14 protein-coding genes and 3 pseudogenes are annotated in these 23057 nt (G+C 41.0%); 3 read left to right on the forward strand and 14 right to left on the reverse strand.

From position 1 onward, the window contains the following. Position 1: 1 nt before the first annotated feature. From O1449_RS16360 to O1449_RS10985, 9 genes and pseudogenes are all read right to left on the reverse strand, one after another. Positions 2-1414 (reverse strand): BapA/Bap/LapF family large adhesin, encoded by a 1413-nt coding sequence (locus O1449_RS16360; RefSeq protein ID WP_442865338.1) that lies wholly within the window; start codon positions 1412-1414, stop codon positions 2-4. Between the two features lie 15 nt (positions 1415-1429). Beyond that, positions 1430-5812 (reverse strand): annotated as a pseudogene (locus O1449_RS16365) (beta strand repeat-containing protein); the annotation flags it as partial. After that, entirely contained in the window at positions 5716-6051 is a 336-nt protein-coding gene (locus tag O1449_RS16370) for an Ig-like domain-containing protein (RefSeq protein WP_442865339.1), read from the reverse strand. The pseudogene O1449_RS16365 and the gene O1449_RS16370, both read right to left, overlap by 97 nt. Before the next feature lie 81 nt (positions 6052-6132). After that, a pseudogene (locus O1449_RS16375) lies at positions 6133-6570 on the reverse strand (Ig-like domain-containing protein); the annotation flags it as partial. A gap of 81 nt (positions 6571-6651) precedes the next feature. Next, positions 6652-6708, reverse strand: a pseudogene (locus O1449_RS16380) (hypothetical protein); the annotation flags it as partial. 44 nt (positions 6709-6752) lie between these two features. Further along, positions 6753-9911: an Ig-like domain-containing protein gene (locus O1449_RS16385; RefSeq protein ID WP_442865253.1), complete on the reverse strand. Its 3159-nt coding sequence runs from the start codon at positions 9909-9911 to the stop codon at positions 6753-6755. A gap of 401 nt (positions 9912-10312) precedes the next feature. Further along, positions 10313-11812, reverse strand: a complete 1500-nt coding sequence (locus O1449_RS10975; RefSeq protein ID WP_269238328.1) for a cation:proton antiporter — start codon at positions 11810-11812, stop codon at positions 10313-10315. Between the two features lie 260 nt (positions 11813-12072). Further along, entirely contained in the window at positions 12073-12966 is an 894-nt protein-coding gene (gene ypfJ, locus O1449_RS10980; RefSeq protein WP_269238329.1) for a KPN_02809 family neutral zinc metallopeptidase, read from the reverse strand. Positions 12967-13008: 42 nt separating this feature from the next. Further along, a complete protein-coding gene (locus O1449_RS10985; protein ID WP_269238330.1) occupies positions 13009-13932 on the reverse strand; it encodes a DUF808 domain-containing protein in 924 nt (307 codons plus the stop codon). Positions 13933-14097: 165 nt separating this feature from the next. Here O1449_RS10985 and trpS point away from each other — a divergent pair, with 165 nt between their 5' ends. The 3 genes from trpS (at position 14098) to O1449_RS11000 (ending at position 17910) form a co-directional block, all read left to right on the forward strand. Further along, positions 14098-15111, forward strand: coding sequence for a tryptophan--tRNA ligase (trpS, locus tag O1449_RS10990; protein WP_004664430.1), 1014 nt, complete (start codon positions 14098-14100; stop codon positions 15109-15111). A 414-nt stretch (positions 15112-15525) separates the two neighbouring features. Continuing rightward, on the forward strand, positions 15526-16170 hold the full coding sequence (locus O1449_RS10995) for a YqiJ family protein (RefSeq protein ID WP_269238331.1): 645 nt from the start codon (positions 15526-15528) through the stop codon (positions 16168-16170). 30 nt (positions 16171-16200) lie between these two features. Further along, complete coding sequence (locus O1449_RS11000) at positions 16201-17910, forward strand: flotillin family protein (protein ID WP_269238332.1); 1710 nt, start codon at positions 16201-16203, stop codon at positions 17908-17910. Positions 17911-18135: 225 nt separating this feature from the next. On the opposite strand, the gene O1449_RS11005 is transcribed toward O1449_RS11000, so the two are convergent. From O1449_RS11005 to lpdA, 5 genes are all read right to left on the reverse strand, one after another. Further along, positions 18136-18612, reverse strand: coding sequence for a DUF6985 domain-containing protein (locus O1449_RS11005; RefSeq protein WP_269238333.1), 477 nt, complete (start codon positions 18610-18612; stop codon positions 18136-18138). Positions 18613-18739: 127 nt separating this feature from the next. Next, a complete protein-coding gene (locus O1449_RS11010) occupies positions 18740-19276 on the reverse strand; it encodes a DUF2262 domain-containing protein (RefSeq protein ID WP_269238334.1) in 537 nt (178 codons plus the stop codon). Positions 19277-19362: 86 nt separating this feature from the next. Further along, positions 19363-20253 (reverse strand): succinate--CoA ligase subunit alpha, encoded by an 891-nt coding sequence (gene sucD, locus O1449_RS11015; protein ID WP_269238335.1) that lies wholly within the window; start codon positions 20251-20253, stop codon positions 19363-19365. Between the two features lie 12 nt (positions 20254-20265). Further along, on the reverse strand, positions 20266-21432 hold the full coding sequence (gene sucC / locus O1449_RS11020) for an ADP-forming succinate--CoA ligase subunit beta (RefSeq protein ID WP_269228479.1): 1167 nt from the start codon (positions 21430-21432) through the stop codon (positions 20266-20268). A gap of 143 nt (positions 21433-21575) precedes the next feature. Further along, on the reverse strand, positions 21576-23009 hold the full coding sequence (gene lpdA, locus O1449_RS11025) for a dihydrolipoyl dehydrogenase (protein ID WP_269228480.1): 1434 nt from the start codon (positions 23007-23009) through the stop codon (positions 21576-21578). Positions 23010-23057 lie beyond the last annotated feature (48 nt).

Consider the following 23057-nt stretch of genomic DNA (forward strand, 5'->3'; position numbering starts at 1 on the left):
TTTAAAGAACATGAAGTTGATTATTCGCAATCAAATCATTCAATGTTGTATCGACATCAATGGTAAGCAATGTCACGCTACTGTGAGCAGCACCGCCTGCACCATCTCTATCAATGCTAATTGTTGTTGTAGTGCCATCTGAACTTACACTCACAAAACCTGCTAACGAAGCAGCACTTCCGTTTCCTGTATATCCAACTAGAAGGTTAGAAATATCGATAATATCTGCATTTGGATCTGTTGCAGTATTACCCTCATGAAAACCATTCCAAGTGTCATGACCATTACCACCTGCATTGTCAGCATTATTCAACACATTAAAGATTAATGTATCTGCACCACCCGTAGCACTTTCCAATACATCATTACCAGATGTACTCGTAACGATATCATTTGATGAGCTAAGATTGAAGTGTTGTCCTAAAGAGATGGTCAATGTTGATTGAACTTCAGTTCCATCAAAAGACACCAGTTTATAATCGATTACATCTGTTGCAGATGAAACCACAATGTCACGTTGATAATAATATGAACCATCACTGTACATGTACAATGTGCCTTCGCCCGTATCAATACTTTGACCAGCAGCTAACTCATATAACCCAGAAACAGGATTTAATACATATAACTGAGTACCGACTGTAACATCAGCAATACCGCCAAGTGTATCTCCTTCTAAGATGTTTCCATGTATCCAATCGGCTGTAGGACTTGTATTGGTAAATTGATCAACATAAGTAATATTCACATCAGCATTTGTACCAATCAACATCACAGCACCACCAATTAATGGGGTTTGGATTCTTGTTTGTACACGATAGTTACCTGCGATCAAATTCAAACTTGATAGGTCTATCGATGCAATTTCACCTAATGCTAGAACAACACCAGTATGAACATCGGTGGTTACATTTACCCATGTTGCTGGACCTGTTTGTCTTTGTAGTGCTAAGGTTACATTGGCATTACCTAGGCCTAAGGCATTGACACTTAAGATTCCAGATGGGTCCATGCTATTGGTTAAGGTAAAGGCCCCACTTGTATAAGTTTGCGTTGTTGCAATAACACCTAGTGTGTTACCACTCGCATTAAAGAAGTTATTGTTGACCACATTTTGTACATCCACTAATGAAGCTGCTGTATCAGGATTTGCTTGTGGAGCAGGAATAACCGCATCTAACGATGGATCAATTGGGTCCCATGTGAAGCTCACATCATTAGAACCGATTTGAATATGTAATGATGCAGTGCTATCAGCTAACCCATTGGTAGGATCAGACAAGGTATAAGTGAAACTATCAACCTTACCAATGTTTGCAGGATTCACAACTGGTTGATAACTATAGCTACCATCAGAATTAATGGTCAATGTACCATAGTTGCCGACAATCACCGTTGGAACACCCACAGTCACATTCAAGCTATTACTATTGCCAACCTCAGAAGAAGCGATATGAGTCACTGTTGTGGTTGATGTAATGAAATCATGATCATAGTTCATACCATATAGCGCAGAATTATCATCTGACATCACATTACCTGTTATCGCTGCACCAGTAATAACTGGAGCTTGGGTAATATCACCATGATTTAAAGTAATGTCTGCAGTCACGCTACCTAGAGCAGTCAGTAAAGTATTACTTTCCATAAACAAGGTGTATGTGCCAGCAGCTAAGTTTTTAGCTTCGAACTGAACTGTTGAGCCAAAGATACCTAATAAATCAAGCAAACCGTTGTTAGAACTATCTGCAACTACAGTGCTAGAACCATCTGGGTTAGTTCGAGTCAGAACTACGTGAAGACCATCAAGTAGTGTTCCAATAGAACCAAAGTTCACAGAAATTACAGCGTCGGTCAGATTACCTGGATCAACCGTAAAGTTTGCCGAACCACTTGAGCTACCAATCACTAATCCACCAACACCCAATAACCAACTATAACTAATTGCATTATTGAGATTTTCAACTGTTACTGGATACTGATAATCAATCGAAGCCACATCAACATTACTGAATGCATCTAAAGGTAATGGATCATTAATGACTGCAGGTTGAGATGGGTCTGCTGCATTCCAAGTCATATCAATCGTATTACTATCAAGATGTACATAGAATGTTGCATCCGAAGTATCACCAGTTATTGGATCAAATAGTGTGTAGGTAAATTGATCAACTTGACCAAGACCAGCCATATTTGCAGTTGGTGTATAAGTATAGTCACCATTTGGATAGATCACTAAACTACCGTAAGTTCCAGTAATCGTTGTTCCTGCTGGATCGATTGCGATGCTATTTACTTCACTGATGACCGTATTTGTAGTGGCAATATCAATATCACCATTCGTATTTGGATCTGAAATTAGATTGCCATGTACGGCTACAGCTTCATAACTATCAATAATATGTGGATTATAAACATCCATCGTACCAGTCAGAGTACCACCGAGGCCAACTCCGATAAGTCCGTCATAAGCCATAAATGCTCGATATGAACCTTCAGTTAAACCACCTATTTGTGCTGCTGGTGTTGAACCTAGTAATGTCAGATCAATGAACGAAGCATTTGTTCCACCAGTTATGGATTCCCACTGACCAGTAATATCATTGTATTTTTGAACAACGACTGTGTAATCACCTAATGCAGAAGCACCAAGTAAAGTACTGAAGGTGAAAGTTGCAACCCCTTCTAAATTATCTGCGACCGAGAATTCAATGGCATCTGTTCCAAGTAATTGGAAGTCAAGCCCAGCCAATGAAACGAGCGCGAGATAAGAAGAAGAACCTAAAGCAGCATCATTTTCCACTAACAATGGTTGAGGATCTAATTTAGCTTCTATTAAGTTATCAGCAGCTCTAATTGAACCAAGATCAATGTAAAGCGTCGCTTGAGCCAGATCTCCTGTTGCAGAATCAAGTAAGGTGTAATTGAACTGTTCTGTTTGTCCAATACCTGCACCATTAGGAAGTGGTGTATAGATATAACTACCATCTTGGTAGAAGGTAATTGAACCATAATCACCCGAGATAGTCGTTCCTGCCGCGCCAATTGAAACACCATCTACACTAGTTACATAAGTCGTTGGTGTTACGATATCGACATCACCACTAGAGTTTACGTCAGTAATTACATTACCTTGTGCATCACCAAGTTCATATCCACCCATTTGGGTCAAGTCATAAACATCCATTGTGCCAGATAAAGTACCGAGTACACTTGCACCGAGTAACCCATCAAAAGTCATAAAAGCACGATATTGTCCTTCATCTAAACCTTCTAGGATGGCACCAGGTGTTGCACCTATACCTAATAAACTTAAACTAATCAGAGAAGCATCACTGTCTCCATGCAATGACTCCCATTGACCAGTTGTCGTATTATATTTTTGAACAACTAGAAGGTAATCAGATAACAAGCTCGCATCAATTAAGGAACTATAGGTAAATGTTGCTGTTCCTTCTTGATTTGCACCGACCGTGAAACCTACTGAATTTGCTCCAAGTTGAAGATCTAACCCAACCAATGAAGTAAGGATGAAATAGCTTGCACTTCCTAATGCTTGATCATTAACCACCAATAAAGGTTGTGGGCTGATCACAGCATTATCAAAATTATCAAATGCTGCTAATGGATTTGCATCGACCGCTAAAGTACCTGTATCTAACCCAACATTTCCTGCTGGATCAGTTGCGGTTACAGTGACCGTATAACCTCCATCAGCTAAGGATGGCAATGTATTGTCAGCTAATGTCCAAGTTCCATCACCATTGTTAGTCGCTGTGTAATTTATACCATTCACAGTGACAACAATTGTTGCTGTTGGATCATCAGTCGTACCTGTTAATTGAGGCGTAGCATCATTAGTCGTTAAATCATCAAAGGTTACGGTTGGTGCTGTCACATCAATCGTTAATGTGCCCGTATCTGTTCCGATGTTACCTGCAGTATCAGTAGCAGTTACAGTCACTGGATAAGCTGCAATCGCCAACAACGGTAAGCTGTTGTCTGCTAAGGTCCAAGTCCCATCACCGTTATTGGTGGCGGTGTAGTCGGTACCGTTCACGTTCACCACCACGGTCGCGGTTGGGTCATCTATGGTACCGCTAAGCGCTGGGGTTTGGTCATTGCTGCTGAGATCGGTCAAGGTCACCACAGGCGCTGTAGTGTCCACAGTGTAGCTTTGGCTGTCGTTGACGCTGCTGCTGTTGCCCGCAACATCGGTGAAGCTGACATTGGCATCGACCGTCAAGTCGTTGTCATTGACCAAGTCACTGCCGCTGACATCCACACTCCAAGTCCCTGCAACGGTGTCTACGGTTGCAGTGTAGTCATTGCCATTCACCGTCACGGTAACTACCGTACTGCTTGCATCCGCTGGGATTCCAGTGAGCACCCCGGTGAGGGTCACGGTCGCAGCGCCTGCCTCTGTGCTGTTCAGTACGTTATCCGCAGTGATCGCATCAATGCTAAACACTGTCGTAGTGGTGCTTGGTGGCGTTAAGTCTATGCTTAAGCTGCCGGTATCTGTACCCACATTGCCAGCTGTGTCTGTTGCCGTCACGGTGATTGGGTAGTTCGCTTCTGGCAAGCTTGGTAAGCTGTTGTCTGCTAAGGTCCAAGTCCCATCACCGTTATTGGTGGCGGTGTAGTCGGTACCGTTCACGTTCACCACCACGGTCGCGGTTGGGTCATCTATGGTACCGCTAAGCGCTGGGGTTTGGTCATTGCTGCTGAGATCGGTCAAGGTCACCACAGGCGGAGTTAAATCAATTGTGATCGTACCTGTATCGGTACCGACATTGCCTGCTGCATCGGTAGCCGTGACGGTAATGGTGTGCGGTCCATCCGCAAGGTTTGCCAAGCTATTGTCTGCTAAAGTCCAAGTACCATCGCCATTATTGGTGGCTGGATAATTCACACCATCTACATTGACCACGATGGTTGCTGTTGGGTCATTCACTGTGCCCGTCAAAGCTGGGGTTGCATCATTGCTCAACACGTCATCGACATTCACCATGGGTGCAGTGACATCACTCGAGACGGTGCCGCTGGCTGGTACTGAGGTATTGCCTGCTGAGTCTGTCGCAGTTGCGGTAACTGTATCTCCGTTGGTTAATCCACCCGGATTGGCTACAGTCCATGCCCCAGTCACTGGATCAGTCGCTGCTTGGGCAGTACTGCCATCTGGGAAAGTTACCGTTACAGTTGAACCCGGTTCTGCTGTACCGATGATCGGATCTGTTGCATTGATTGGATCAAGGAGTGGTGCATTCGGTGCAGTGGTATCAATCGTTAATACCGCGGTATCCGTTCCAACATTGCCGGCTGCATCGGTAGCCGTGACGGTAATGGTGTGCGGTCCATCCGCAAGGTTTGCCAAGCTATTGTCTGCCAAGCTCCAAGTGCCATTGCCATTGTTGGTGGCTGGATAATTCACACCATCTACATTGACCACGATGGTTGCTGTTGGGTCATTCACTGTGCCCGTCAAAGCTGGGGTTGCATCATTGCTCAACACGTCATCGACATTCACCATGGGTGCAGTGACATCACTCGAGACGGTGCCGCTGGCTGGTACTGAGGTATTGCCTGCTGAGTCTGTCGCAGTTGCGGTAACTGTATCTCCGTTGGTTAATCCACCCGGATTGGCTACAGTCCATGCCCCAGTCACTGGATCAGTCGCTGCTTGGGCAGTACTGCCATCTGGGAAAGTTACCGTTACAGTTGAACCCGGTTCTGCTGTACCGATGATCGGATCTGTTGCATTGATTGGATCAAGGAGTGGTGCATTCGGTGCAGTGGTATAATCGTTAATACCGCGGTATCCGTTCCAACATTGCCTGCTGCATCGGTAGCCGTGACGGTAATGGTGTGCGGTCCATCCGCAACGTTTGCCAAGCTATTGTCTGCTAAAGTCCAAGTACCATCGCCATTATTGGTGGCTGGGTAGTTCACGCCATCTACATTGACCACAATGGTTGCTGTTGGATCATTCACTGTACCCGTCAAAGCTGGGGTTGCATCATTGCTCAACACGTCATCGACATTCACCATGGGTGCAGTGACATCACTCGAGACGGTGCCGCTGGCTGGTGCTGAGGTATTGCCTGCTGAGTCTGTCGCAGTTGCGGTAACTGTATCTCCGTTGGTTAATCCACCCGGATTGGCTACAGTCCATGCCCCAGTCACTGGATCAGTCGCTGCTTGGGCAGTACTGCCATCTGGGAAAGTTACCGTTACAGTTGAACCCGGTTCTGCTGTACCGATGATCGGATCTGTTGCATTGATTGGATCAAGGACTGGTGCATTCGGTGCAGTGGTATCAATCGTTAATACCGCGGTATCCGTTCCAACATTGCCTGCTGCATCGGTAGCCGTGACGGTAATGGTGTGCGGTCCATCCGCAAGGTTTGCCAAGCTATTGTCTGCCAAGCTCCAAGTGCCATTGCCATTGTTGGTGGCTGGATAATTCACACCATCTACATTGACCACGATGGTTGCTGTTGGGTCATTCACTGTGCCCGTCAAAGCTGGGGTTGCATCATTGCTCAACACGTCATCGACATTCACCATGGGTGCAGTGACATCACTCGAGACGGTGCCGCTGGCTGGTACTGAGGTATTGCCTGCTGAGTCTGTCGCAGTTGCGGTAACTGTATCTCCGTTGGTTAATCCACCCGGATTGGCTACAGTCCATGCCCCAGTCACTGGATCAGTCGCTGCTTGGGCAGTACTGCCATCTGGGAAAGTTACCGTTACAGTTGAACCGGTTCTGCTGTACCGATGATCGGATCTGTTGCATTGATTGGATCAAGGAGTGGTGCATTCGGTGCAGTGGTATCAATCGTTAATACCGCGGTATCCGTTCCAACATTGCCGGCTGCATCGGTAGCCGTGACGGTAATGGTGTGCGGTCCATCCGCAAGGTTTGCCAAGCTATTGTCTGCTAAAGTCCAAGTACCATCGCCATTATTGGTGGCTGGATAATTCACACCATCTACATTGACCACGATGGTTGCTGTTGGGTCATTCACTGTGCCCGTCAAGGCTGGGGTTGCATCATTGCTCAACACGTCATCGACATTCACCATGGGTGCAGTGACATCACTCGAGACGGTGCCGCTGGCTGGTACTGAGGTATTGCCTGCTGAGTCTGTCGCAGTTGCGGTAACTGTATCTCCGTTGGTTAATCCACCCGGATTGGCTACAGTCCATGCCCCAGTCACTGGATCAGTCGCTGCTTGGGCAGTACTGCCATCTGGGAAAGTTACCGTTACAGTTGAACCCGGTTCTGCTGTACCGATGATCGGATCTGTTGCATTGATTGGATCAAGGAGTGGTGCATTCGGTGCAGTGGTATCAATCGTTAATACCGCGGTATCCGTTCCAACATTGCCGGCTGCATCGGTAGCCGTGACGGTAATGGTGTGCGGTCCATCCGCAAGGTTTGCCAAGCTATTGTCTGCTAAAGTCCAAGTACCATCGCCATTATTGGTGGCTGGATAATTCACACCATCTACATTGACCACGATGGTTGCTGTTGGGTCATTCACTGTGCCCGTCAAGGCTGGGGTTGCATCATTGCTCAACACGTCATCGACATTCACCATGGGTGCAGTGACATCACTCGAGACGGTGCCGCTGGCTGGTACTGAGGTATTGCCTGCTGAGTCTGTCGCAGTTGCGGTAACTGTATCTCCGTTGGTTAATCCACCCGGATTGGCTACAGTCCATGCCCCAGTCACTGGATCAGTCGCTGCTTGGGCAGTACTGCCATCTGGGAAAGTTACCGTTACAGTTGAACCCGGTTCTGCTGTACCGATGATCGGATCTGTTGCATTGATTGGATCAAGTACTGGTGCATTCGGTGCAGTCACATCCACACCATAGCTTTGGCTATCGTTAACTGTGCTGCTATTCCCTGCCGCATCTGTGAATTTCACAGTGGCATCAATAACTTTATCTCCATCTGCCAATAAGCCACTGCCCGGTACATTCACACTCCATGTACCATTCGCAGTGTTTACAGTCGCGTTATAACTTACGCCATTCACAACCACCGTCACTACTGTAGTCGCTGCATCGGCGGGGATATTCGTTAACGTCCCTGTAATGGTGACATTAGCTGATGATTCAGCAATATTGATCACATTGTCCGCAGTGATTGGATTGATGTTGAATCCAACATTATCTGTTACTGGGCTAAGCGTATCGACTATTTCTGTCGCTGGTTGTGATGGGTTTCCTGCTGGATCAGTCGCAGTTGCGGTAACTGTATCTCCGTTATTTAAACCCGGATTTGGCACAGTCCAACTACCGTCTGGTCCCGCAACTACAACTGCTGTACCCCCACCCGGGAAAGTTACCGTTACGGTTGAACCCGGTTCTGCTGTACCGGTGATCGGATCTGTTGCATTGATTGGATTAATATCTGGTGCATTTGGTGCAGTCACATCCACACCATAGCTTTGGCTATCGTTAACTGTGCTGCTATTCCCTGCCGCATCTGTGAATTTCACAGTGGCATCAATAACTTTATCTCCATCTGCCAATAAGCCACTGCCCGGTACATTCACACTCCATGTACCATTCGCAGTGTTTACAGTCGCGTTATAACTGACACCATTCACAACCACCGTCACTACTGTAGTCGCTGCATCGGCGGGGATATTCGTTAACGTCCCTGTAATGGTGACATTAGCTGATGATTCAGCAATATTGATCACATTGTCCGCAGTGATTGGATTGATGTTGAATCCAACATTATCTGTTACTGGGCTAAGCGTATCGACTATTTCTGTCGCTGGTTGTGATGGGTTTCCTGCTGGATCAGTCGCAGTTGCTGTAACGGTATCTCCGTTATTTAAACCCGGATTTGGCACAGTCCAACTACCGTCTGGTCCCGCAACTACAACTGCTGTACCTCCACCCGGGAAGGTCACGGTCACGGTTGAACCCGGTTCTGCTGTACCGGTGATCGGATCTGTTGCATTGATTGGATTAATATCTGGTGCATTTGGTGCAGTCACATCCACACCATAGCTTTGGCTATCGTTAACTGTGCTGCTATTCCCTGCCGCATCTGTGAATTTCACAGTGGCATCAATAACTTTATCTCCATCTGCCAATAAGCCACTGCCCGGTACATTCACACTCCATGTACCATTCGCAGTGTTTACAGTCGCGTTATAACTGACACCATTCACAACCACCGTCACTACTGTAGTCGCTGCATCGGCGGGGATATTCGTTAACGTTCCCGTAATGGTGACATTACTTGATGATTCAGCAATATTGATCACATTGTCCACAGTGACTGGATTGATATTGAATCCAACATTACTTGTATTCGGTGGCATAGTATCTGTAGGATTATTATTATTTCCACCACCGCCTGCAGCCGCAGCAATACCACCGGCTGCAAGAGGGATAGCCCATAACCAAGGGCTCAATCCGGCTTCATGATAAAGTAAGGGTTCAACAGATTGAATTGATTGAAAAACAAAATCTGAAACTGGCGCTTGTGCAACTTCAGGAACTGCTGCTGGTGTTTCTTCTAAATAAACTGCACCTTCATGGTCAGAATCACTATCTGCATCTGCATCACTATCTGCATCTGCATCATTTTCCGCATCTTTAAATCTTGCCCAAATGAGCTGACCATTTTCCCCTTGAAATACAAGGCTATTATCTAAGCTAGCACTCTCGCTGAAGAAATTTTGAATTACGATCATTTCTCCATTTTTTAATAGAACAACAGCATTCGTTCCATCTCTTTTCACTGCCGAAATATCAGTTGTAGGAATCTTAACTAATACAACTGTCGGCTCAGAAGATGATAGTGAAGCTGTTTTTGCCGTCGTATTTACAAGGATTTTATGACTTTCCTTGGAAATAATTTGTATTTCAGCCATGATTAAACTCCTTATTATAAGTTATTAATTTCCAACTAGTTTTTAATTAAGTTGTTACTTTAGATTTAAGTTATTGTTTCTAGCAACATACTTCACAACATTACTTTAAATCAAATATAAAAAATGTTAAATAGCTCACAAAAACCATGTATTAAACAATTACATTGACACAATTAATTACAGCAAAATAAACAATTGATTTTTAAATAAAAAATATTTAAAAAACCTTTTTAATAGTTATTAAAATTACATTTCTTAATAAATATATAAAATAATATTAATTAGTTCCTAAAAAGAATTTTAAGATCGGTTAAAATAATTTTTAGAAATTTTAAAACCATAATATAAAAAAGCCTTTAATATTAACTAAAGGCTTTTTATCAAAAGAATAAAATATAATATTAAAAATTATTGGGATTTTCTAAACGTCTTACTTCATCTCTTTTATTTGGGTGGTGAACTGTTGCCACACCATCATCCGATTTTTGATCTAATAGAATTTCTGGATTGTAAATTGTTATTATTTCTTTACCTAAAGCATCTTCATCAACGATATATTTAAAACCACGTCGGTTCATTTTATTACACATCTGTTGATAAAAACCTTTTAGCCCCTCTGTTTGCTCATTTGGATTATAATAAAAAGTATTCATGACAGCGGGTAAGCCTAAGCCACACACAACACCAGATAAAAGTACACTAATAAAAGTATATCCAATTAAAATACTGCTATAAGGACTGAGCTGAGGAATGTTCGCAACAGCTAAAATTAAAGCCAATGAAATACCCCCACGGACGCCACCCCATGACAGAATAGTTAAGCTACCATTGTAACTTTTGTATCGAAATGAAGGAAATAAAGCAAAAGCTGAGAAATTCGCTGCGAATCGTGAAAAATGAAGAATTAAGAAAGAAACAATTCCACCAATAATTAAATTTACACTTAAATCTAAAATAAATAATTCTAAACCAATCAATGTAAATAGAAATGAATTAATAATGCCTTCAACTGTATGCCAGAAATGATTTACTTCACGAATTTCACGTTGTTCACGGATTTCTTGCCATTTATTCCCAACAATTAAACCGCCAATTACACAAGCAATTGGCGCAGATGCATGCGCAAATAACGCAACTAGATATGAACCACTCGCAAGTAATGCAGTCGTTAAAATTAGCGACTCCATCTCATGCTTACCACGCAATAACCGCAAAATTCCAAAGCCAAATGCGAAACCAATAATCACTGCGACAAAAATTTCATATAATAATGTTTCAACAGTCGCAAGCAATGAGAAGTGCTCACCTTGTAAAACTTTCAGTAAAGTCATGAACAAAGCGATACACATCGCATCGTTAAATAAAGATTCACCTTCTAGTTTTACAATCAAGTGATGAGGTGCACGAATGGAACTTAATACGCCTTTAATTCCAATGGGATCGGTTGCTCCCAAAGCCGCGCCGAGGAGCAATAAAACTGAAATCGGAACAGGATAGCCCACTGCCCATTGGAAAAAATATAAAATTCCCGCATAAAAACCGGCACATAATACTAAAGCAATCGTTGCTAATATACTGATTGGCTTCCAGTAATTACGTAGATCTGAAATTTTAAACTTTAAAGCAGAAGACGTTAGGATAAAGCAAATTACACCATTAATTAAAAAATCATAAAAATCAATTTCGCGTACTGCGGCTTCAATATTATGAATATTAATCGTAATAAACTCATTTCCATTTAATAAACTCGCTCCCCACTGTAAAATAAAGACAAAAATTGCTGACACAATTGGTACACCAATTGCCTGTGGGAATCCTAAAATTCTTTTATTAAAAATGGTCGTTGCAATGGATAATGCAAAAATTACGGTTAATGCCTGTAATAGAAAATAATTCCCCATACAACCTCTTACTTATTTTCAATAAGATACGTTACTTAAATTTTAAAATTTAATGCCGATAAAATTTATGAATGGATTATTCTAAAACTGAGTGGAAAATTAGTGTCTATACAGCAATTTTTTTATTTCAAAAGAGATAACTTAGATGCAGTAATAAACCCATCATCCTCAAATCAGTATAGACAATTTAATTTTACGTTAATTTTTTTTATAAATCGTATATCTTCCGTATAAAAATCAAGGACAAATATTCATCATTTTTACTTAAAAGTATCACATTGATTGATATCTCCAGATTTCAGACCTTGCTGAAACCAATGCGTTCGTTGTTCACTACTACCATGTGTAAAACTATCGGGAACAACCTGACCTGTAGCACTACGTTGTAAATAGTCATCGCCAATTTTCTCGGCAGCATCCATCGCTTCTTCAATATCACCCTGTTCTAAAAATTGAGTGCGCTGTTGATTCTGATGTGCCCAAATACCAGCAAAACAATCCGCCTGTAATTCTAAACGGACAGAAAGCTGATTTCCTTGTGTTTGGCTAGCTTGTGCACGTGCTTGCTGTACTTGACCAGAGATGCCCAATAGATTTTGAATATGATGCCCAACTTCATGCGCAATGACATAAGCCTGCGCAAAATCCCCTGCTTGATCTTGACGAGAAAGTTCTGTCTGATTCTGCTCACCAGAAATACCCATTTGCTGGCGCATATCTTTAAAGAAAGCAGTATCGATATAAACTTTTTGATCCGCAGGACAATAAAACGGCCCCATTGCTGCTTGTGCCCTACCACAAGCTGATTTATCGACACCGCTAAACAAAACTAAGCGTGGTGGCGTGTAAGTCATGCCAAGTTTTTGAAAAATCGGAGTCCAAGTATCTTCTGTATCCGCAAGAATAGTTCCAACAAAATCACTTGCCTCTTTCTGTTCAGCAGTTAAATTTTGTGGCGCAACACCCTCTTGCGAAGATTGGGCACTGGTAACCGCTTGAGTCGCTTGATAGGCTTGTTGTGGATCTACTCCAAAAAACTTCCACGCAACAAATGCAACGATCAAACCTATAATACTGATTCCACCTGCTTTTGCTCCGCCACCACCACGACGATCTTCAACATTGGTACTGACACGACGACCTTTCCAACGCATATTAACCTCACATATGATAATGATGGTGATTGAGCATTTTATTTATACAGATGCTTTTGACCAAAATTTTTGAATAAGCATGACAACCATTAATACAATAGCACCTGCAATAAAGCCGATTCCTAGATTAATCAAAGTTGGTGTTAAGGCACCAATAATTGAACCAAAACTTGGAATCAACTCTAAATGGTCAACAGTTTTTTCAGTAAAATGATGTAATAAAGGAACTGTATGCGAAATAATTCCACCACCTACCAAAAACATTGCAACCGTTCCAACAATAGATAATGTTTTCATTAGAATAGGAGCAAATGCGAGTAGACCACGACCTATTTTATTTTTAAACGCTGATGCTTGTTGTGTTAAATATAAGCCTAAATCATCAATTTTCACAATCATTGCAACAAAACCATAAACACCTACGGTCATTACGATTGCAATCACACTTAATACAGTCACTTTAGTCATAAATGCTGCTGTTGCAACTGTACCTAACGAAATCACCACAATTTCAGCAGATAAAATAAAATCGGTACGAATCGCACCTTTTACTTTTTCTTTTTCAAACTTGTCTAAATCTATTTCGATCTGTTCCAAGCTTTCATTGGCTTCCTCAGCTGTTTTTGCTTTTTTATGCTGGAGCATGTGTACAACTTTTTCTACTCCTTCATAACATAGAAATAAGCCGCCAATCATTAATAAAGGATTGATTAACCAAGGTGCAACTACGCTAATCAGTAATGCTAATGGAACCAAGATAAGTTTATTAACGAAAGAACCTTTAGCTACGCCCCATACCACAGGCAACTCTCGATCTGCGCGTACGCCACTGACTTGCTGCGCGTTTAGGGCTAAATCATCACCCAACACCCCTGCTGTTTTTTTTGCAGCCATCTTACTCATGACTGCAACATCGTCTAAAATCGTTGCAATATCATCGAGTAATAACAGTAAACCACTCGCCATTTTTATTTCCCAGTTTGTATTTATTTCGCTATTGTAGAATTCCTCAATAAATTCACAACATTATTTTAAGAAAAAGTTTAAGCAATCGCTGACGAAAAAATTTTATTTCCCGTACAATAATATCCATCTTTATATATATGAAACTACTGAATCTTGGAATATATCATGAGTAATGCTGATCAACGTCCAATCATCTTGACAGGCGACCGCCCTACTGGACAACTTCATCTTGGACACTTTGTTGGCTCATTACGCTCTCGTGTTGGTTTACAAGACAGTCATCATCAACACCTTTTATTAGCAGATGCTCAAGCACTCACTGATAATGCTGATAATCCAGATAAAGTTCGCAATAACATTCTTCAAGTTGCATTAGATTATTTAGCGGTTGGTATTGATCCAACGAAAACAACGATCTGTGTCCAATCATGCTTGCCTGCTCTCAATGAACTGACCATGCTCTATCTGAACTTTGTGACGGTTGCTCGTTTAGAACGCAATCCAACGATTAAGTCAGAAATTCAAATGCGTGGTTTTGAAAGAGATATTCCTGCTGGCTTTTTATGTTATCCAGTAGCTCAAGCAGCAGACATTACCGCATTTAAAGCGACTGTAGTACCTGTTGGCGAAGATCAAATCCCAATGATTGAACAAACCAATGAAGTTGTACGTCGTGTTAACCGCCAAATTGGTCATGACTTATTACCTGAATGTAAAGCATTATTATCAAATATGGGACGTTTACCTGGTTTTGATGGTAAAGCTAAAATGTCTAAATCACTCGGCAATACGATTGTCCTGAATGCTTCTGATAAAGATATTAAAAAAGCAGTCAATGCAATGTACACCGATCCAAATCATTTACGTATTGAAGATCCAGGTCAAGTCGAAGGCAATATTGTATTTACTTACCTTGATGCGTTTGATCCAAATAAAGAAGAAATCGAAGAACTAAAAGCTCATTATCGTCGTGGTGGTTTAGGTGATGGTACGGTGAAAAAACGCCTAGAAGGTGTACTCAAAGAATTGATTCTACCGATTCGTGAACGCAGAGCTGAACTCGAAAAAGATCCTGATTATATTATGGACATTTTAAAACATGGTACAGATAAATGCCGTGACATTACTCAGCAAACATTAGATGAAGTGAAAAGTGGATTAGGTTTGTTTAAATTCTAATTTACGTTACTTTTATTGCAAAAAAGCCTAGTATTTAGGCTTTTTTCATGTAAATATCTTATTTAAATTTAGTTTTAGACCTCGGTAACAACCCGATAACTAACAATTTCTGTCACTTATTAACATCCATTAACACTAGTTTACATGAATACTTATGAACTATGTCAGGTTTTTTTGTACTATAGCCAAGTAGATTAGTAAACACTAATCTCATGACATTTCTCCTTTCAACCGAAACTGTCTTTGCAGATTCGTTGTTCAACGCAATGACCACCCCAATCATTGCGTTTTTTTTGTCTTTAATAATATTAATGATTTGGGTTGAAATTAAATCAAGTTACATTTAATCTTATAAATGATTTATTTTTATAAAAATTTTATTAATTATCTCTAAAAGAAATAAGAGTAATACAAATGATATGGGATTTATTAACACATCCATCAAACATTGTTTTTAGTATTTCATTAATGCTTTGCCTATTTATAGGTACTCTAGAATTAATTTTATTATTATTTGGCGGTAGTAGTAGTTTCATTGATCAATTTTTACCAGACAGTCTAGTTGATGTTGATCATGGTGATATTTCTATTGAACATACTGACGGTATTTTTACTCAGCTTTTAGAATGGCTTTATCTAGGAAAAGTTCCTCTTCTCATTTGGTTAATTATCTTTTTAACGGTCTACTCACTCACAGGCCTCATTATTCAGGATATTTTTTTCCACTTAACCGAGCATTATTTATCTGCTTGGATCATTGCTCCTATGTGTTTATTTTTATGTATGCCACTAGTGAGAACAAGTGCAGCATTGATCAGTAAAATTATTCCAAAAGATGAAACCACAGCTATTCATAGTGATGAGCTGATTGGTCGTACAGCACAAATTATTTTAGGACAAGCCAAACAAAACTCCCCTGCTCAAGCTAAGGTAAAAGATCAATTTGGTCAAACCCATTATGTCTTGGTTGAACCTGAGTTAGATATTATTTTTTACCAAGGTCAAGATGTGATTTTGACCCAAAGAACAAAAATTGGATTCCAAGCAATTAACGCTTAATTTGTATATTAATTTAATGAGGGATTTTAAATGTTGAATTCAGCATTGACTGAAATTTTAATCATCACAGGTATTATTTTTGCAGCACTCATTTTTATTGGCGTTGTGATTGCTCGCCTATATACCCGTTCTAGCAAAGAAGTATCTTTTGTGCGAACAGGTTTTGGGGGTGAAAAAGTTATTCTGAACGGAGGAGCAATTGTCCTTCCTGTTTTACACGAGATTATTCCTGTGAACATGAATACGCTGCGCCTCGAAGTTAAACGGGCAGCAGATCAAGCCTTGATCACGCGTGATCGTATGCGTGTCGATGTCATGGCTGAGTTTTATGTTCGGGTAAAACCGACCGCTGAGTCAATTGCCACAGCAGCCCAAACACTGGGTCGAAAAACAATGTCTCCTCAAGAATTAAAAGACTTAGTTGAAGGTAAGTTTGTCGACTCTTTACGTGCCGTTGCTGCCGAAATGGCAATGGAAGAACTACATGAGAAACGTGTTGATTTTGTTCAAAAAGTTCAACAAGTCGTATCAGAAGATTTATCTAAAAATGGTTTAGAACTTGAAACTGTTTCTTTGACAGGTTTAGATCAGACCAGTTTTAAATTCTTTAATCCACAAAATGCCTTTGATGCAGAAGGTTTAACCAAACTAACTGAAACTATTGAAGATCGTCGTAAAAAGCGTAACGACATTGAACAAGATGCTGATTTAGCAATTCGTGCAAAAAACTTACAAGCAGAACGAGCACGTTTAGAAATCTCTCGTGAAGAAGAATACGCGAAATTACAACAAGAGCGTGAAATTTCAATTCGTAAAGCAGAACAAACTGCTGAAATCGCATCACAAGAAGCAGGTAAAAAACGTGAAGCTGAAGAAGCCCGTATCGCTGCGGAACGTGAAGTTGAGTTGAAACGTATCGCCTCTGCCCGTGATGTGGAAAATGAAAATATCCAAAAGGCACAATTGATTCAAAAGGCGCAGGTTGAACAAAAGAAAACCATTGAATTGGCTGAGCAAGATCGTGCCATTGCCATTGCTGAAAAATCTCGTGCTGAATCAGAAGCCAAAGCCCAAGCTGACAAAGCCCGTGCTGAAGCGGTTAAAGCAGAAGAAGAGGTTGTAACTGTACGCGAAACTCAACGTGCCGAACGTCAAAAAGCGGTTGAATTGGTTGCTGCTAAACAAACTGCTGAGAAAGAGGCAATTGCCATTACTGTTGCCGCCGATGCAGGTAAAAAAGCCGCTGCGGATGAAGCGGAAGCTGTTCGTATCGCTGCCGAAGCGGATGCTGAAAAAATTCGCTTAAAAGCGAAAGGTGAGGCAGATGCAAAAATTCTACTTGCTCAAGCGTTGGAAAAACAATACCAGGTTGATGCGGAAGGTGCGCGTGCGGTGAATGAAGCCGCCAATACCCTTTCTGCTGAGCAAGTGGAAATGCAAGTTCGTTTGGCATTGTTAAAGCATTTACCAGAGATTATTCGTGAAAGTGTTAAACCAATGGAAAATATTGATGACATCAAGATTTTACAAGTGAATGGTTTAAGTAACTTTACAGGTGGCGGTGCCGTCGGTAGTGATACAGTTGAAAATGGTCAAACTTCTTTGTCTGATCAAGTGGTGAATAGCGCCCTACGCTACCGTTCACAGGCACCACTGATCGATAGCTTAATGAATGAATTAGGCTTACAAGGTGGTGATATAAATGGTTTGACTCAAGGGTTAAAACCAAAAGCGGAATAAATGTATATACGCCATTTATAGCGCTCTTTTTTCAATGGAGACCGAAATGCCGAATGTTCGGTCTCCAATTATTATTTTAATTCCCCATTTAGTTATACCAATCTGCTTAATTTGTGCTGTAGGGTGCGACGGTAATCGCACCATGAATTTTTAAATATTTCAAGGGGCTAATTGACAGTCAAGACGATATCTACATAAACCTTAATTGAATTACGATAATTGGTATTAGATTGTAAATGCAACATCTTGATGGCTTACTTCTTTAACTTCCCAATTGTTGATTAATACTCCTAACCCATGTTCTGGCTCCCATGAACACTCAAAAAGCAAACCAATAGCCTTATCTTGTGGCTCAAACTCACCTATGTAAACACCAACAGAAGTTAGTAGCTCTTTAAGTTGGAATGTGTTTTCTACTGAGGGAACGAGATGGGCAAAATCTTCACCAAACTGATCTTTCAAATCCACCCAACAGTCGTGATAATAAGCCAATATGCTTTCAAAGACCTGTTTTTTCAGTTCTTTTTCTTTTTCAAAAAATTGATAAGCTAGATTTAATTGCCATTCTTCAATCACTCCACTTTCAGTAGGAATGGTTAAAGTGACTTCTTTTTCAAAAATTTCACTCACATAAGGAATGATATATCTACCATATTTATCTGGCTCAATTCCTTCCAGTGATATATCCATAATCGTTTCCATTTAACGTTCCAGAAATTAGATGTCTAATTTAAAATACTTCCTTACTAACATTTCAATTTTCTTAAAAATATAAAAACATCAAATATCAACTTAATATATTGTTATCATTAAATTTATCTAATTAATACTATCCCATAATTTGGGCAAATGTGTCAGTAAATGCAACTCCATCCATTGAACTCACCACTACGCTGTGCCCCCAAAACATGCTCTCATCATCATAAAAAAAGTCAAACGTATTACCAGTTACATTAACCGCCAAAAGCGTCAGTTTTTGTATGAATTCGCTAGGTGTTAGTTTAGGATTGAAAATCTCCTTGAGCGTTCCATCTTCTTGCACCTCATCATATTCATTCCAGCCATCATTATATGTATCTGTCAAATCTTGTGCTGCAACCAACTTAGCTTTAGTATCAAACTCTTCCAGACACTTGACTAATGATGCCGCAACATCAACAGCCTCTTCAAAAGAAATCTCATCGGAGCTAATATTAATTTTAACTGTACTCCCGTAATACGGGATATGCACCTCACCACCATCTTCACCTAATGCAATTTCACCAAGTATTTCATGCCTCATAACTAACTTTGCCCCATCCCATTGCTTGTAGCAATCTCTAAAAAGACTTATGCACAATAGATTAAACATTACCTCTGAATTCATAACAAGCATTACACAACACAGCAATAATCTCCCAACAAAAAACCCCAATGTTTCCATCGGGGTTTTTCAGATCAAAATCTAACGAATTACGCTAAACCTTTCTCTTTTAAAACTTGCAACATAGTAGAACCAAGCTCAGCTGGACTACGAGTATAAGCCATTCCCGCTCTTTCAAATGCAGCGAATTTCTCTTCAGCAGTCCCTTGACCACCAGAAATGATCGCACCTGCATGACCCATACGCTTACCTTTAGGCGCAGTTACACCAGCGATGTAACCTACGACAGGCTTAGTCACGTTAGATTTGATAAATTCAGCAGCTTCTTCTTCCGCTGTACCACCGATCTCACCGATCATGATGATTGCATCAGTATCTGGATCGTCTTGGAACAATTGTAGCGCTTCGATTTGGTTCATACCCGGAATTGGGTCACCACCAATACCGATACAAGTAGACTGACCTAAACCAAGCTTCGTTGTTTGAGCAACTGCTTCATAAGTCAATGTACCTGAACGTGAAATAATACCAATACGACCTGGTTGGTGGATGTGACCCGGCATAATACCAATCTTACATTCACCTGGCGTGATTACGCCTGGGCAGTTAGGGCCAACTAAACGCGTACCATTGCCGTTGCTTTCTAAGTAGCGTTTTGCTTTCAGCATGTCAATCGTTGGAACACCTTCAGTGATCACAACAATTAAGCTAACACCAGAATCAACCGCTTCAACAATTGAGTCTAAAACAAATGGAGCTGGTACGTAGATCACAGTTGCATCAGCATGTGTTTCACGAACAGCATCTTTCATCGTGTTGAATACAGGCAGTTCAAGATGAGTCGTGCCACCTTTACCTGGAGTCACACCACCAACAACTTTTGTACCGTAATCTAAAGCTTGTGCAGAGTGGAAAGTACCGTTTTTACCAGTAAAACCTTGTACCAATACTTTAGTGTCTTTATTAATTAATACGCTCATGATTGATACTCCTTAAGCTTTCACTGCAGCTACAACTTTTTCTGCGGCATCAGATAAACCATTCGCAGAAATTAATTTCAAACCAGATTCATCAAGTAACTTCGCACCTAACTCAGCATTGTTCCCTTCTAAGCGAACAACAACAGGCACAGTAACGTTTACTTCTTGAACCGCTGCAATAATTGCTTCAGCAATCATGTCACAACGTACAATACCACCAAAGATATTGATTAAAACACCTTGTACAGACGTATCCGCAAGGATGATTTTGAACGCTTCAATTACACGCTCTTTGGTTGCACCGCCACCAACGTCAAGGAAGTTTGCAGGCTGACCACCATAAAGTTTGATGATGTCCATCGTTGCCATTGCAAGGCCAGCACCATTCACCATACAACCAATGTTACCTTCTAGAGCAACATAGTTAAGATCAAATTCAGATGCTTTTAATTCACGCTCATTCTCTTGAGATTTATCACGTAAAGCAGCAACTTCTGGTAAACGGTATAGCGCATTCGAGTCGATCCCTACTTTGGCATCAACACATAAGATTTCGCCATTCTCACGAACAGAAAGTGGGTTAATTTCAAATAAAGCAAAATCATTTTCGACGAAAGCGTCATAAGCAGCCGTCATGATTTTCACAAACTGACCAACTTGTTTATCTTTTAATGCTAATGCAAATGCAACTTCACGTGCTTGGAAGGGTTGTAAACCAACTAACGGATCAACTTCAACTTTAATAATTTTTTCAGGTGTTTCTTCTGCAACCTTCTCGATTTCTACGCCACCTTCGGTAGAAGCCATGAACGTAATACGACGACTAGAACGATCTACCACTGCACCTAAATACAACTCACGTTCAACGGGATAAACATCTTCTGCAACAATAATACTATTTACTGGCTGACCATTTGCATCTGTTTGATATGTTACAAGACGCGTACCAATAATATTGTTTGCAAATTCGATAACATCTTCTTTTGATTTCGCAACTTTTACACCGCCAGCCTTACCACGACCACCAGCATGAACTTGTGCTTTCATTACAGCAAATTTACCACCAAGCTGTTCAAACGCAGCAACGGCTTCATCTGCATTTGTTGCCAAGATACCTTCCTGTACTGGCATACCATATTTTTTCAATAATGCTTTAGCTTGATATTCATGTAAGTTCATTCAGTTACCTACCATGTTGTTTATAGTGTCATTCATATAGTCTAGAAATATTATTAATTATAGACTGTTATAAGTTATATTAAATGATGGTTCTTATATCAACCATCATTAATTAAAAAGTGTGGCGAACCACACTTATTTTGTTATTTACGTTTACGTTGAATCGCGTGGATGGCACGACCATCAACAGCAAGCGCGGCTTCATGGACAACTTCTGAGAATGTTGGATGACCAAAAGTCATTAATTGTAGGTCTTCAATTGAAGATACAAATTCAAGTGCGATCATACCTTGATGTACGATATCAGATGCATTTGGACCTACAACGTGCATACCTAATAAACGGTCAGTTTTTGCATCAGCAACGAACTTCACAAAACCAGCAGTATCACCAGCAGCCAACGCACGACCATTCACCGCAAATGGGAATTGACCTGCTTTAACTTCGTGACCTTTTTCAGCAGCTTGTTCTTCAGTTAAACCAACCCAAGCTGCTTCTGGGTGTGTGTAAATAACGCTGATGATGGTGTCATAGTTCACTTGAGCAGCATGACCGTGTATACGTTCAACAGCCATTACGCCCTCTTCCATTGCTTTATGTGCAAGCATTGGACCGCGTACTAAGTCACCAATTGCGTAAACACCTTCTACAGATGTTTGGCATTGATCATTTACATCAACCAAACCACGTTCAGTCAATTTAATGCCAGAATCTTCTGCCAATAAACCTTCTGCATACGCTTTACGGCCTACACAAACGATTAACTTGTCAAAAACTTGTTCTTTGTCTTCACCAGCTTGGTTGTATTTAACAGTCACTTCACGACCATTAATTTCACTACCAGAAACTTTTGCACCGATACGGATCTCTAAACCTTGTTTCTTCAAGATTTTTTGATATTCCTTCGCCAATGCTTTGTCTGCCATTGGTAAGAATGCATCTAATGCTTCAAACACAACAACTTCTGATCCAAGACGACGCCATACCGAACCAAGTTCTAAACCGATAACACCTGCACCAATCACACCAAGACGTTTAGGAACTTCTGGGAATTTTAATGCACCAGTAGAATCAACAATTAAGTCTTCATCAACAGGTGCTACTGGAATATTTACAGGTACAGAACCAGTCGCAAGGATGACGTACTTTGGTTCTAAAACCTGTACATCACCTTCAAACGGTGTGAATTCTACTTTTTTACCTGCGAGTAATTTACCAGTACCTTGTAACCACTCGATACCATTACCTTTAAGTAATTGAGCAACACCACCCGTCAATTGATCTACAACTTTGTCTTTACGTGCCAACAAAGTGTCTAAATCAAATTTAACTTCACCTGTCGTGATCCCGTGTTCAGCAAGCTCATGAATTGTTGCTTCGTAACGGTGAGAAGAATCAAGCAATGCTTTAGAAGGGATACAACCCACATTTAAGCATGTACCACCCAAAGATGGCTTACCGTTGTGAATACGTTTTTCGATACAAGCGACTTTGAAACCAAGTTGAGCTGCACGAATCGCTGCTTCATAACCACCAGGTCCACCGCCAATGACAACAAGATCAAACTGTTGAGACATTTTTCTATTCCTTAAATCTCCCCCTAACCCTCTCTTTGCAAAGAGGAG

It is taken from the genome of Acinetobacter sp. TR3 (genome assembly GCF_027105055.1).
Classification (GTDB): domain Bacteria; phylum Pseudomonadota; class Gammaproteobacteria; order Pseudomonadales; family Moraxellaceae; genus Acinetobacter.